Annotated in this window: 10 protein-coding genes; 5 read left to right on the top strand and 5 right to left on the bottom strand. The window is 66.6% G+C overall.

The window, feature by feature from the left end:
* Positions 1 to 326: 326 nt before the first annotated feature.
* From HWX31_RS19010 to HWX31_RS19000, 3 genes are all read left to right on the top strand, one after another.
* On the top strand, positions 327 to 836 hold the full coding sequence (locus tag HWX31_RS19010) for a BCAM0308 family protein (protein WP_059613576.1): 510 nt from the start codon (positions 327 to 329) through the stop codon (positions 834 to 836).
* Positions 837 to 876: 40 nt separating this feature from the next.
* A complete protein-coding gene (ftsH, locus tag HWX31_RS19005) occupies positions 877 to 2,844 on the top strand; it encodes an ATP-dependent zinc metalloprotease FtsH (protein ID WP_174960308.1) in 1,968 nt (655 codons plus the stop codon).
* A gap of 108 nt (positions 2,845 to 2,952) precedes the next feature.
* On the top strand, positions 2,953 to 3,420 hold the full coding sequence (locus tag HWX31_RS19000) for an OsmC family protein (RefSeq protein ID WP_174960306.1): 468 nt from the start codon (positions 2,953 to 2,955) through the stop codon (positions 3,418 to 3,420).
* Positions 3,421 to 3,450: 30 nt separating this feature from the next.
* On the opposite strand, the gene otsA is transcribed toward HWX31_RS19000, so the two are convergent.
* The 4 genes from otsA to HWX31_RS18980 form a co-directional block, all read right to left on the bottom strand.
* Complete coding sequence (gene otsA, locus HWX31_RS18995; protein ID WP_174960304.1) at positions 3,451 to 4,857, bottom strand: alpha,alpha-trehalose-phosphate synthase (UDP-forming); 1,407 nt, start codon at positions 4,855 to 4,857, stop codon at positions 3,451 to 3,453.
* Between the two features lie 209 nt (positions 4,858 to 5,066).
* Positions 5,067 to 6,851: an adenosylcobalamin-dependent ribonucleoside-diphosphate reductase gene (locus tag HWX31_RS18990; protein WP_174960302.1), complete on the bottom strand. Its 1,785-nt coding sequence runs from the start codon at positions 6,849 to 6,851 to the stop codon at positions 5,067 to 5,069.
* Between the two features lie 297 nt (positions 6,852 to 7,148).
* Complete coding sequence (locus HWX31_RS18985) at positions 7,149 to 8,726, bottom strand: methyl-accepting chemotaxis protein (protein WP_415493521.1); 1,578 nt, start codon at positions 8,724 to 8,726, stop codon at positions 7,149 to 7,151.
* Positions 8,727 to 9,149: 423 nt separating this feature from the next.
* Complete coding sequence (locus HWX31_RS18980) at positions 9,150 to 11,180, bottom strand: TonB-dependent receptor (RefSeq protein WP_174960447.1); 2,031 nt, start codon at positions 11,178 to 11,180, stop codon at positions 9,150 to 9,152.
* 466 nt (positions 11,181 to 11,646) lie between these two features.
* On the opposite strand from HWX31_RS18980, the gene HWX31_RS18975 reads away from it, so the two are divergent.
* Both HWX31_RS18975 and HWX31_RS18970 read left to right on the top strand, forming a co-directional pair.
* Positions 11,647 to 12,147 carry a type VI secretion system amidase effector protein Tae4 gene (locus HWX31_RS18975; RefSeq protein WP_080405199.1) on the top strand — a complete coding sequence of 167 codons (501 nt, stop codon included), beginning with the start codon at positions 11,647 to 11,649 and terminating at the stop codon, positions 12,145 to 12,147.
* Complete coding sequence (locus HWX31_RS18970; RefSeq protein ID WP_059651248.1) at positions 12,147 to 12,602, top strand: type VI secretion system amidase immunity protein Tai4; 456 nt, start codon at positions 12,147 to 12,149, stop codon at positions 12,600 to 12,602. The genes HWX31_RS18975 and HWX31_RS18970 overlap by 1 nt, the downstream gene beginning before the upstream one ends.
* A 36-nt stretch (positions 12,603 to 12,638) precedes the next feature.
* Here HWX31_RS18970 and HWX31_RS18965 read toward each other — a convergent pair whose 3' ends face one another.
* Complete coding sequence (locus HWX31_RS18965) at positions 12,639 to 13,097, bottom strand: GNAT family N-acetyltransferase (RefSeq protein ID WP_174960298.1); 459 nt, start codon at positions 13,095 to 13,097, stop codon at positions 12,639 to 12,641.
* Between the last annotated feature and the right edge of the window lie 31 nt (positions 13,098 to 13,128).

Below are 13,128 nucleotides of genomic sequence, written 5' to 3'. Positions count from 1 at the left end.
GTTCGATGCGAGGTTGCGCGCCGAAACCGCCGCGGCGCGCCGCATTGTCACAAAAATGTCACGATCGCGACTATAGCGCGACGAGGGTCGGAGTTGAAAGATCAGGTCCGACGAATCGCACCGGCGGCGCCCGCGTTCGCGTGACCGGCGACCGCGAACTAGACTGGATTTACGAGCCGCATGCAATCGCGGACCGGCATCGCCGGCCGCGCGGACGAAACCGCGGCATGCGGCGTGACAGAGTCGGTCAAGGGCGCGCGATCGCCGGCCGGTGCAGGGTCGCGCGAACGCGCAAGCGCCCATTCATTTGACGAAACGAGGCGACGATGAACCAATCGAACTCCACTCCCGGACAGTCGGCGATGCGGCACGACCAGCGGCCGCCCGCGCATACCGACGACAGCTATCACGCGCCGAAGCGGCTCAAGACCGCGACCCGTTGCACCACGTGCGGCGCATCCTACGACGACGGCCGCTGGACCTGGCACGAGGCGCCCGTCGACGCGAAGGCGCAGCAGTGCCCGGCCTGCAAGCGCACCGAGGACCATGCGCCGGCCGGCGAACTGATCCTGAGCGGCGCGTACCTGAACCATCGACGCGCGGACATTCTCGGGCTCCTCAATCATCAGGCGGATGACGAAACCCGCCAGCATCCGCTCGAGCGGATCATGGAAATCGACGACGGCGATGCGTCGCTGACGGTCCGCACCACCGGCGTGCACCTGCTGCGGCGCCTGGGCAAGGCGATGCTGCGCGCACACCACGGCAAGCTGACGCTGCATTACCCGGACGGCGAAGGCATGCTGCGGGCCGAATGGATGCGCGCGGACGCGTAGGAGAAACGACACGCCGCGCACGCGCGGCCGGCTCGATGCCATGGACAAGAAATTCGACTATCCCGGCCTGCTGATCGCGATCGGATTCTTCATCCTGTTCGCGGTGCAGCTGCTGATGCTGCACCCGACGTCGACGCCGATCGCGTACAGCGACTTCCATCGGCTCGTCACCGCGCGGCTCGTCGACGATCTCGAGATCAGCCAGGTGTCGATCTCGGGCACGCTGAAGATGCCCGAGGCCGGCGCGATGCTGCCGGCTTCCGAGACGTCCGTCGTGAAGGAGACCGGCGCGCCGTGGCGTTTCTCGACCAACCGCGTCACCGACGAACACCTGGTCGAGACGCTGACCGCCGCCGGCATCCGCTATCACGGCACGCCGGACACGAGCTGGCTCGCGGCGCTCGCGTCGTGGGTGCTGCCGCTGATCGGCTTCGTGTTCATCTGGAACATGATGCTGCGACGGCGTGGCGGGCTGCAGGACTTCAGCGGGATGGGCAAGAGCCAGGCGCGCGTGTACGTGCAGCAGGCGACCGGCATCACGTTCGACGACATCGCGGGCATCGACGAGGCGAAGGCCGAGCTGCAGCAGCTCGTCGCGTTCCTGCGCAACCCGGAGCGCTACCAGCGGCTCGGCGGCAAGATCCCGAAAGGCGTGCTGATCGTCGGCGCGCCCGGCACCGGCAAGACGCTGCTCGCGCGCGCGGTTGCCGGCGAGGCGGCGGTGCCGTTCTTCTCGATCAGCGGCTCGGCGTTCGTCGAGATGTTCGTCGGCGTCGGCGCGGCGCGCGTGCGCGACCTGTTCGAGCAGGCGCAGCAGAAGGCGCCGTGCATCGTGTTCGTCGACGAGCTCGACGCGCTCGGCAAGGTACGCGGCGTCGGCATGATGTCGGGCAACGACGAGCGCGAGCAGACGCTGAACCAGCTGCTCGTCGAGATGGACGGCTTCCAGGCCAATTCCGGCGTGATCATCATGGCCGCGACCAACCGGCCCGAAATCCTCGACCCCGCATTGCTGCGCCCGGGCCGCTTCGACCGGCACATCGCGATCGACCGGCCCGATCTCAACGGCCGCAGGCAGATTCTCGGCGTGCACGTGAAGCGCGTGAAGCTCGCGGCCGGCGTCGATCTCGCCGAACTGGCGTCGCGCACGCCGGGCTTCGTCGGCGCGGATCTCGCGAACGTGGTCAACGAGGCCGCGCTGCATGCGGCGGAGCACGGCAAGCCGGAGATCGAGATGATCGATTTCGACGAGGCGATCGATCGCGCGATGACCGGCATGGAGCGCAAGAGCCGCGTGATGAACGAGCAGGAGAAGGTGACGATCGCCTATCACGAGGCCGGGCATGCGCTCGTCGCGCAATGCCGCACGCACTGCGATCCGGTGAAGAAGGTGTCGATCATTCCGCGCGGCGTCGCGGCGCTCGGCTATACGCAGCAGGTGCCGACCGAGGACCGCTACGTGCTGCGCAAGAGCGAGCTGCTCGACCGGCTCGACGCGCTGCTCGGCGGGCGGGTGGCCGAGGAGCTGGTGTTCGGCGACGTGTCGACGGGCGCGCAGAACGATCTCGAACGCGCGACCACGATGGTGCGCCACATGGTCATGCAATACGGGATGAGCGAGAGCATCGGCCTCGCGACGTTCGACGACGGCGCGCCGCGCGCGGGCCTGCCCGGCGCTTGGAACGCCGGCGAAGGGCGCTGCAGCGAGCACACCGCGCAGCTGATCGACGAAGAAGTGCGCGCGCTGCTCGCGGACGCGCACGCGCGGGTCGCCGCGACGCTCGCCGAGCATCGCGACGCGCTCGAGCGGATCGCGCGGCGCCTGCTCGAATGCGAAGTCCTCGAACGCGACGCGCTGCAGGCGCTGATCGCGCCGCCCGACGCCACGCCGCGACATGCGGCGCCCGGCGCCGAAACGGAACCGGGCGCCGCGAACGGCCCCGGCGACGCAACCGCCGACGTGCACGATTTCATGACGTACGGCGCGCCGCACAAACCCGATCATTGACCGTCGGCGCGCCGGTCCGACGCCGGAATGCGCCGATCGCCCGGCAGGGCGCGAGTCGGCATCCGGCGCGAGCGGCGCGCCGATCACCACGATATCGATGGAGTCGCCATGAGCGAAGAGCGTGTGTCGGTCGACGTCGCGCAACGCGAACGCTTCCATTTCGAGGTCCGGTTTACCGGCACGGACCTGCCCATGATGCTGACCGACGAGCCGCCGCCGCTCGGCCTCGGCAGCGGGCCGAATCCGGTGCGCCTGCTGGCGGCGTCGGTCGCGAACTGTCTCGCGGCCAGCCTGCTGTTTGCGCTGGAGAAAAATCACATCGATCCGCAGCCGGTCGGCGCGCATATCGACGTCGACATGGTGCAGAGCGAATCCGGGCGCGTGCGGGTCGGCTCGATGGCGGTGCAGTTGACGATCGGCAAGGCGTGGACCGATCTCGCGCTGGCGTCGCGCGCGCTCGAGCAGTTCGATGCGTTTTGCGTCGTCACCGAAAGCGTACGCACGGGCATTCCGGTCTCGGTGGACGTGTGCGACGTGAACGGCGCGGTGCTCGCGGACGTGCAGACGAGCCTGTAACGCCGGACCTGCCGCACGGCATGCGGTCGATCACGGCTGGGCCGCGGCGGCAACCTCCGACGCATCGGCGAGCGCGTCGAGAAAGCGCGTGCGCCACCAGTGCACGTCATACTTGCGCACGGTCGCCATCAGCGCCGCGTGGCGCTGCCGGCGCTCGTCGATCGACATCGTGAGCGCGCGCTGGATCGCCTGCGCGGTGCCTTGCGTGTCGTACGGATTGACGAGCAGCGCTTCCTTCATTTGCTCGGCCGCGCCCGCGAAGCGCGACAGCACGAGCACGCCCGGATCGGTCTCGTCCTGCGCGGCGAGGAATTCCTTCGCGACCAGATTCATCCCGTCGCGCAGCGGCGTGACGAGTGCGACGCGGCTCGCGCGATAGAGGCCCGGCAGCCGCCGGCGCGCGACCGTGCGATGGATGTAGCGCATCGGCATCCATTCGAGCTCGCCGTAGTCGCCGTTGATCGCGCCGCACAGGCTGTCCATCTCGCGCCGCAGGTCGTCATAGGCGCCGAGATCCTCGCGGCTCGGCGCAGCGATCTGGATCAGCGTCGCGCGATTGCGGTTCTCCGGATACTGCTCGAGCAGTTGGCGGAACGCGTGCACGCGCTGCGGCAGGCCTTTCGTGTAATCGAGACGGTCGACGCCGACGAGCAACTGGCGGCGCGAATACTCGTCGCGCATCCGTTCGAACATCGCGATGCCGTCGCGGTCGCCCGCGAGCGACGCGAATTCGTCGACGTTGATGCCGATCGGAAACGCGCCCGCCGACAACGTGCGGCCGAAGGCGCGCAGCCGGCCGTCGGGCAGGCGCGCCGCGCCGGCTTCAGCCTCGACGTAGTGCTCGAAGTGCAGCAGGTCGCTTTCCGTCTGGAAGCCGACGAGGTCGTACGCGAACAGCGAGCGCATCAGCCACTCGTGCTCCGGGATCGCCGCCATGATCGGCGGCGGCGGCATCGGAATGTGCAGGAAGAAGCCGATCGGGTTCGTGCAGCCGATCGCGCGCAGCTCGGCCGCGAGCGGAATCAACTGATAGTCGTGCACCCACACGACGTCGTCGGGGCGCAGCAGCGGGTAGAGCTTGCGCGCAAAGAGCTGGTTGACGCGGCGATAGCCGTCCGCGAAACGTCGGTCGAATTGCGCGAGGTCGAGCCGGTAGTGAAACACCGGCCACAGCACGTTGTTCGAATAGCCGAGGTAGTACGCGTCGTAGTCTTGCGGATCGAGGTCGATCGTCGCGAGCTGGATGCGACCGACGTTCTGAATCTGCACGTCGTCGCCGCGGCTCGGATGGTCGTCCTCGCCGCGCAACCGGCCGCTCCAGCCGAACCATACGCCGCCCGTTTCCTGCAGGCTGTCGCGCACTGCGACGGCGAGGCCGCCTGCAGCGGCTTTACGTGGATCTGCGATGCGATTCGAAACGACGACGAGACGGCTCACCAGCTCTCCTGACGAATGATGGGGAACATGCCTGTGCGGCCGTGGCGCGCGACAACCGCCGCCATCGGCTCAATATGCACGATGGGGCCGCGTCGGTCGGGCTCGTGTCAAGGCACGCGACCCGTCGCCCGACCGGAGATGCTTTTTTTAGGATACTCGGCAATCGTCGGTTTTAAAAGTCTGCATCTACGCCGATGCGGCGCACGGCGTCAGCACCAATGTGCATCCATCTGCCCGAACGCGCCGCCGGGGAACACCGACGGGAACGTCGGATCGGGGCGGAAGATCGTGATGCTTTTCAGGCGTTCGCGCCACGCGGCGAAGAACAGCGCGTCGATTTGCGCGAGCGAGCAGCGCCGATCGACGTTGACCGTTTTCGAGATCGCCGCGTCGACGCAGGGCTGCAGCGCGGCGAGCATCGACACATGATCGGCCGGCGCGATGTCGGCCGCCTTCACGAAATAATCGGGCAGCGGCGCGTGCTCGCCATGCAGCTGACGAAACAGCCGGTACGCGTGATTCTCCGCACGAATCGCATGCAGGTGGTTGTCGCCGGTCCGCACTTCGCGGCGCTCGATCCAGTCGATCGCGGGCTCGATGCCGTGCGAGCAGTTGTCGCCGAACGCGACGCTCACGCTGCCCGCCGGCGCGAACGACATCAGGTGGCTGTTGCGCAGCCCGTGACGTGCGATCGCTTCGCGTACGGTGACGGGCAGCGGTGCGCGATGCGCGGCGCCGTCGAGATAGTCGGCGGCGTCGTAGGCGGGAAACACGCCGCGCTCGGCCGCCAGCGACGCCGATGCGGAGAATGCGTGCTGGCGCATCGTCAGCGCGATCTCGCGCGCGACCATGCGCGCGGCGCCGCAGTCGTAGCGCAGACGCAGCATCGTCAGCGCATCGGCAAGCCCCGTCACGCCGACGCCGATGCGCCGTTTCTCATGCGCTTCGCGCGCATGCGCGGCGAGCGGCCACACGGTCAGGTCGATCGCGTTGTCGAGCAAGCGCACCTGCACGCGCACCGCGTCGGCGAACGCCGTGAAATCGAAGTGCGGCTTGCCGTCGACGCCGAACGGATGGCGCACGAACCGGGACAGGTCGATCGGCCCGAGCACGCTGCTGCCGTATGCGGGCAAAGGCTGCTCGCTGCACGGGTCCGTCGCATCGATGCGCTCGCGCGCGCGCAGCGAATCGGCCGCGTCGATCGTGTCGAGAAACAGCAGCCGCGGCTCGGAGCTGTCGCGCGCTTCGTTGACGATCACATGCCAGAGCGCACGCGCGGGCACCGTCGCGTAGGTCCAGCTGCCGTCCGGCAGCGCGGTCTGCGTGCAGACGGGCGAGCAGGGCGGCGCGCGGTGCCGCAACGTCCACGGCAGGTTGCCGGCGACCGCTTCCATGAAGGCGTCGGTCACGCCCACCGCGAGGCTGAAGGTCGGCCAGCGCCGCCGGCCGTGCTTTGCTTCGACGAATTCGATGATGTCCGGATGATCGCAGCGCAGGACCGCCATCTGTGCGCCGCGCCGCGGGCCCGCGTAAGGCAGCGCGCGGCACACGATGTCGAAGCGGTCGATCGCCGCGCAGACGTCCGGCGTATCGGCGCCGCGCCGCTCGTAGGCCGTGGCCGGCGGCAGCGGCGAAAAATCGTAGCCGACGCCGCCGCCCATCAGCAGCGTGATGCGCGCCTCGTCGAGCGCCTGCGCGAGCGCCGCTTGCACGGCGGCGAGCGAGGCGACGCCGGGCATCGCGACCGGATGCACGAAGCAGTTGACCATCGTCCCTTCCGCGCCGGTGCCTGCGTTGGCCATGATGCGTCCGGCGCCGATCGCGCCGCGCTGCATGTTGCGATAGAACAGCTGCTCGACGCGCGCGCGCGATGCCATCGGCTCCGCGAGCGCGAGCGCATGCGCGACCCGCCGGAAAATCGCCGCGCGCGTCGTCTCGCCCGCGCGTGCATAACGATCGGCGAGCACGGCGGCGGATAGCGGTTGTTCGTCCATGGCAGCGCTTTCGTTCCGGCAATGAGGACACTTTATGAAGCGCGCGAAGATTGATTTTGATCAAACGCAATTCGTCCACGGTAGGACGAATGCCTGCAGTGCGATATGAACGTCGAAAGGGCGCGTGACAGTCCATGCGCAAGGGGTTTGCGAAACGCGAGACTTCTACGCATGCGCGTTTACGTGTACGCCGCGTGCAGAAAGATTCTCCCTACGACACGTGTTCGTCCGACGTGACGTGACGTGACGGCACGCGGCATGCACGCATGCCGCGCACGCGAATCATCGCGAACCTCGTCACGCAGCGACCGCACGCCACGCGCCGCGCGCGCCGGCCGCATCCGGACTGGCGCTCGACTGCGCCCGTTCGCCGGCCGGCATCCGGAACGCGGCGACCGTTTCGCTCAGCTCGTGTCCCTGCGCCTCGAGCGACTTCGACGCCGCCGCGGCCTGCTCGACGAGCGCCGCGTTCTGCTGCGTCGTCTGATCCATCTGCGTAATCGCCACGCTGACCTGCTCGATTCCGCGGCTCTGTTCGGCGGACGCGGCCGCGATCTCGCCCATGATGTCCGTCACGCGCGCGACTGCCTGCGTGACGTCGCGCATCGTGTCGCCGGCCTCGCCCGCGAGCGTCGAACCGTCGCGAATCGTCTGCACCGATGTGGTGATCAGTGCCTTGATCTCCTTCGCAGCGCTCGACGAGCGCTGCGCGAGGCTGCGCACCTCGCTCGCGACGACCGCGAAGCCGCGGCCCTGTTCGCCCGCGCGCGCGGCCTCGACGGCCGCGTTCAGCGCGAGGATGTTGGTCTGGAACGCGATGCCTTCGATGATGCCGGTGATGTCCGCGATCTTCGACGAGCTGTCGCCGATCTCCGTCATCGCGTCGACGACGCGCCCGACCACGGCGCTGCCGCGTTGCGCGACGTCCGACGCATTCGCGGCGAGCGTGCTGGCCTGCTGCGCGCTTTCCGCGTTGTGGCGCACCGTCGACGTGAACTCCTCCATCGTCGCGGCCGTTTCCTGCAGCGACGCGGCCTGCTCCTCGGTCCGCTGGCTCAGGTCGAGGTTGCCCGCCGCGATCTGGTCGACCGCCGTGGCGATGCTGCTCGACGTATCGCGCACGCGGCTCACGATGTCGACCAGCCGCCCGTTCATCGTACGCAGCGCGTGGAGCAGGTCGCGCGTCTCGTCGTTGCCGTGCACGTCGATACGACTGCCGAGATCGCCGTCGGCGACCGTGCGCGCGACGCCGACCGCCGTGACGATCGGCGACGTGATCATGCGCGTCATCCACAACCCGCCGACGATCGCGAACGCGATCGCGATCACGCTGATCGCCGTGAGCACGTTGCGGTCGAACGCATAGCGGTCCGCGAAGGACTGCGCGATCGTGCGTTCCCGTTCGTGCGTGAAGGATGCGTACGCGTTGGTTGCGCTCACGAGCTCAGCGAGCAGCGGACGGCAGTGGTCGTTCATTTCCGCGATCGCCTCGTCCCTCTTGCCGCTCTGCGCGAGGCTCACGATCTTGAGCGCGACCGGCCCGTAGCTGGTTTCGACGCGTGCGATCTCGGCGACCAGCTCGCGCGCCCGCGCGGTCGTGCCTGTCGTCATCATGTCCTTCAGCTTGCCGAGCCGTTCCTGCACGTCCTGGTGCGCGCGCTGCACCTCGGCGAGCTCGAATGCGACGTCGGCCGGTTTCGTGACCAGCACGAGGTTGCGCGCCGCGAGCGCACGCCGGTCGACCGCGGTGCGAACCTGCGCGGACAAGCTCGCCCGCGCGTTGACGCCGTTCACGTAGCGGGAAAACTCGTCGTTGGCGTCGGACAACGCGTTCAGCGCCATGCCCGACACGATCACGACGACCGCGGCAAGCATGCCGAAGCCGCCAAGCAGTTTTGCTTTGATGGTTATTCTGGCGATTTTCACGACAGGCCCCTCGGATGAATGAAGATCGGGTGATTTATTTTTCGATCGATAATCCGGATCGTGCCGGCTTTAACGGGCGACCCGGATAATTCTTTACCCTTCCCAAACCCTAACCCTCACCCTTGCTGCCCGAAATCCGCTGACAGCAAAGGCTCGCGCCGCGCCGTCATTCGGCGCGAGCCGTGATTATTGTCAAAGGGATCAATCGCCCCGGATTCAGTCACCTTATATTCAAGAAATCACCGGGATGATTGTCGAATGATTCAATTGATTCGTTTGTTTTGAAAAATAGCCAGTAAATGCTTCAATATTTTCCCGAGGTTTTAAATGGGCAGGGCCAAGCGCCCGCGGACGCCGCCGCGGGCCGTGACGTCAGAACGTCGTCCGCAAGCCAGCCATCACGCTGCGGCCGCCTTCCGGCGCGAAGTCGCGCACCACCGAGCTCGCGTAGCGGATGTCCTGGTTCGTCAGGTTGTCGCCGCGCAGATACGCAAGCCAGCGCGTCGCGCCGACGCGGAACTTGCACGTGAGCATCACGCCGAGCGACGTGTAGCCGGTGGTCGGCAGGTCGTGGTCCGGCACGCGATGCTGCGACCACGCGTGCGTGATCTGCGCGCGCGCGCCGAACGGCCCGTAGCCGTAGTCGGCCGCGAGCGTCGTGCGCAGCGGCGCGATGCGCGGCAGCGGCTGGCCGGTGTCGACGTTGCGTGCATGCGTATAGTCGGCGGTCAGCTCGAGGTCGACCGTGTGGCCGCGCCGCGCGAACGCGCGCCACTTGCCGTCGAGTTCGACGCCGTAGAACTCCGCGCGCACGCCGCGGTAGACCGCCTCGGACAGCGCGCCGTCCGCGCCCGGCGCGACCGGGTCGCCGTCGCTGTCGACGATGCGGCCCGTATTGAACTCGGTCAGGTAGTTCGAGAAGCGGTTGTAAAACACGCCGACGCTGCCGCGATTCGGCCCGCTCGCGTAGCGCAGCGACAGGTCGGTCGACACCGCCTTTTCCTTCGACGCGTTCGGGTTGCCGATCAGGAACTGGCCGGTCGCGTCGTGCGGGCCGTTCGAATACAGCTCGTAGAACGTCGGCGCGCGCTCGGTGTACGCGACGTTCGCCGCGACCGACCATACCGGCGTCAGCGAGAACAGCGCGCCGGCGGACACGCTGCCCGCGTTGACGTCGCGCGGCTGCGCGCCGGCGAATTTCCCGGCGCCGTCCGCATCGGGCCGCAGCTCGACGTGCTCGTAGCGGCCGCCGACGCTCAGCTTCAGCGCGTCCGACACCTTCCATTCCTCGAGCCCGAACAGCGCGACGCTCGTCGTGCGCGTGCTCGGCACGAGCGTTTCGTCGCCGAGCGCGGAGAAGCGGTTCTGGCCGAACTGCACGCCGAGCGCCCCCTCGAACGGGCCGATCTTGCGGTGGCGGGCCTCGATGCGCGCCTCGTAGCCGCGATTGCGGAACATCGTCGCGGTTTCGCCATGGTCGACCTCCTTGTGCCGGTAGTCCGTGTATGCGAAATCGAACTTCAGCTGCGAGAACGGCCCGCTCAGGTTGCGCACTTCGGACGCGAGCGCGAGGCGCTCCTGGCGCATCTTCAGGCGCACGTCGTCTTCGGCGACCGAGCCGTAGTTCGATTCGTAGCCGCTGTACGACAGCCCGGTGAAGCCGTCCGCCCACGTGTACGACGCGCCGACCGAGCCGCCGTGCGTGCGGCCGTCGCTGTTCGGCACGCTGCCGTACGGCTGCGGCCGGTCCGGACCGTCGAGCGCGCGCTGCGCATCGCTGCGTGCGTAGCCGGGAATCCGCAGCTTGCTCGTCTCGCGATCGAACGCGTCGACGTGGAACGCGAAACGGCCATTGCCGCCCTCGACCTGCGCGGCGCCCGCGCGCACCGCGTTCGCGCCGCCGTAGCGCGCATCGACTGCGCCCGTCACGCCTTCGATCGCGTCGCGCGGGATGCGGTTGTCGATCGTGTTGACGACGCCGCCGACCGCGTTGCCGCCATACAGCAGCGCGGCCGGGCCGCGCACGATCTCGACGCGCTCGATCGTCAGCGGGTCCTGCGGCACCGCGTGGTCGTACGACAGCGACGACGCGTCGTAGGCGGCGACGCCGTTCTGCAGCAGCCGGATCCGGTCGCCGTCCATGCCGCGGATGATCGGGCGGCCGACCATCGGGCCGTAGGTCGTCGTCGATACGCCGGGCAGGCCGTTCAGCGTCTCGCCGAGCGAATCGGCCTGACGGCGCGTCAGCGCGTCGCCGGACAGTTGGGCGGTCGGCGCGATCAGCTGTGCATCGCCGAGCGGGTTCGCGGTCACGAAGATCGGCGCGAGCGGGCGGTCGGCGGACTGGCCGGGCGCTACGGGCCGAGTATCGGCCTGGCCGTGGGCCACGCCGGCGAGCAGCATCAGGGAAAGCGGGGAGAACGGGCGAAGCGGGTGACGAGGGTGGTCGCGCATGGTCGATGAATCTTGTCGAAGGAGGAATCAACCGGGGACATGGCGCAGCAACGATATATTGTTGCATTTGCTGCGCGCAGTAACCCCGTAGAAGCATGCTTTGGGCGCCCCGGCTGATCTCGGGGCGGCACGTCAAGCGGTTGCGATGATACGTTATATCATCTCAAAGCGACAACCCGGCATGTTCGTCTGACCGCGCTTGAGGCCACGCGACGCCGCGATGCAGGACCGGCGGGACGCGCGGATTTCTTTTCCCTTGGAAAGGTTGATTGGTGACAAGTCCGCTCAGTCAACTTGAACAACCTTAAAATCGAGATATTCCAATCTTGAAATATGGCCCTTGAATTCTCGCCATTGGTCGATTATTGTGTTCAACGCATCACGTTTTTCACAAACTCGAAATCAAGGACGGCGAATGACACGACCTAGCTTCACTGCCGCATGGGCCGCTTCGCAGCGAATTTACGATGCCAAAGATCCAGGCGCCAAGGTTGCCAATGTAATCGGTGGACATGTTGAGAGGAACATCAATAATCCCGTTCCAAAACAACGCTGGAGCAACACCTGCGCGGTGCGAATGAGTTACATCTTGAATCATGCCGGATTAACCATTCCAGCCATTCGAGGGCAGACGGTATCAGGGGCAGATAAACGCCAATACTTCTTCCGGGTTAAAGACCTCATTGCATTTCTTGAGCAACGATGGGGCAAACCCGAAATCGTCAAATATCCCCCGTCGGGCGGAGGGACGCTCGCCAGCAAGAAAGGCATCGTATTGTTTGAAGTTTCCGGCTGGGACGATGCCCAGGGGCATGCCACGCTGTTCGATGGCAAAGCCTGCTACGACCACTGCTATTTCAACGAGCCAGAAGCGAGATACCGCACCGACCGTGCGAACTTTTGGAGCCTGCCGTGATGAAGCGCTTATTTCTCGTCCTGCTGGCCATGTTCGCGTTAATGGCAACGACAGCGCGCGCAAAGGATCAGGCCATTACTTCGCCGCAGGCGGGCGCTCGAACCTACGCGCAGAATTACAGAGACATGATTCTCGCCACGTGCATAGCAACTGCCTATAAAAACGACAAGGACGCACCGGTTGATGCCGGCAGCAGCATAAGCGCACTGCGGGATTGGACCTCCTACGATATGGAAAAGAGTCCGGATGCAGTCAGGTCATTGGTGGATCGCTATTTGGCCCGCGATTATCACAATCCGCTGGCCGAGTCGGAAATCAAGGGCGTCAGATTCGACTTTCTCAAGTGCCTGGACCTGTATCACAGCAAGGAGCTGGATAGCCTGGTCAAGCGGCTTGTCATTAACCCGGGGCGCACTTATCGGCAAGACAATGCTTCGCCGGCAGCACGAAAGTGAGAATGCCTGCCCGCGTCAACGGCGCTCGACGCAGGATTACCGAGCCAGGCGATACAGAACATCGGGGCAGCCTTCCTCATTGCTGCTTCCATCACGGTGCGCGATCGCGACAAACGCATGCCGTTCGTAGAAGGCCGCGGCGGCACGGTTCATCGCGAACGTATAGAGCTGGACGGGAAGGCGGGTGCGTGACGTCACCGAATTCAGCAGGAGCGTGCCGATTCCGCAGTGCTTGACGCTGGGGCAGACATACAGCTGATCGAGCCAGACGACGCCGTCGGCCTCCGATCGAGCGGCCATGCCGACGATCGTGCCGTGGTCCACCGCGACCGTGACGTCGCCTGACGGAACAAGCACGTTGGCGACCCAGTCGCGCACCGAAGCATCTGTGTGCGCGAGCGGGGCATAGGATGCCAGTTCGGATCGCGACCGCAGGTACAGGTCGGCCAGTTCCCCGGCATCGGCCGAGGTCGCGGGACGCAAGGTCACGGCCATGCGCGCTCCTTTCAAGTCGAGGCAAGACACG

The organism is Burkholderia ubonensis (assembly GCF_902833085.1).
Classification (GTDB): domain Bacteria; phylum Pseudomonadota; class Gammaproteobacteria; order Burkholderiales; family Burkholderiaceae; genus Burkholderia; species Burkholderia ubonensis.
The sequence above is the reverse complement of the archived record's forward strand: the minus strand, read 5'-3'. Positions and strand labels throughout refer to the sequence as shown.